The following is a 625-nucleotide window of genomic DNA, read 5'->3' as shown; positions in this document are numbered from 1 at the left end:
AGCGCTCCCTCCGGCAGAGGATTCTGACCGCCTCATCGTGCGTCAGGGGCCAAGCTGCTCTCCCCTGCCCCGCCCGGGCTCAACCAGCCCAGCAGATCGCCGGGCGTCCCGCCGCCCCATGCTGCCAGCCGCTCCAGCGCCCGGCGGCCTCCATCGGACAGGATGTCGCCGGAAGAATCACAGATTGATTCTCTTGTTCTTTTTAGCTCGGGAGAGACCAATGCGTAGAGGTTGGTGTCCCGCCGGCACCGACGGTTCCGGCGCGTCTGCCAAGTGAGCAGGCCAAGGCCGCGCAGAATCTCGTGCTGGCGCTGCACGGTGCGGTCGGAAATCCCCAGATCCATCGCCAGGGTGCAGCGGGAGGGCCAGAGCTGGCCCGTGCCCTTGCGGGCGCGGCGGAGCATGGCACGAGACAACAGATAGCCCGTGGCAGTCAGCCGCTGCCCCCTGACGGTCAGCCGGCGGGTGGTGTAGGCGAGCCAAACAGCCCGCGCGAAAGCATTGCGGTCAAATGACATGAATCGGTCCTTGGGGGTTGGACCGTCAGACGCCGGGCAAGCCTCAGGCATCCCCGCAAGTTGGCGCTTGCGAGGCGGGACTCAGTGAGGCAGGATGCAGGGGCATT

1 protein-coding gene is annotated in these 625 nt (G+C 66.9%); it reads right to left on the bottom strand.

The features are described 5' to 3' along the window. Positions 1 to 32: 32 nt before the first annotated feature. Positions 33 to 518 carry a helix-turn-helix domain-containing protein gene (locus D2K64_RS24000; RefSeq protein WP_157986129.1) on the bottom strand — a complete coding sequence of 162 codons (486 nt, stop codon included), beginning with the start codon at positions 516 to 518 and terminating at the stop codon, positions 33 to 35. Positions 519 to 625: the final 107 nt, after the last annotated feature.

The sequence above is a fragment of the Teichococcus vastitatis genome (assembly GCF_003604215.1).
GTDB classification, from domain to species: domain Bacteria; phylum Pseudomonadota; class Alphaproteobacteria; order Acetobacterales; family Acetobacteraceae; genus Pseudoroseomonas; species Pseudoroseomonas vastitatis.
Note: the sequence above shows the minus strand (reverse complement) of the source record. Positions and strands in the feature narration are given on the sequence as shown.

Coding starts and splice junctions, on each gene's coding strand:
- D2K64_RS24000 (WP_157986129.1), bottom strand. CDS start 518: ATGTCATTTGACCGCAATGCTTTCGCGCGGGCTGTTTGGCTCGCCTAC.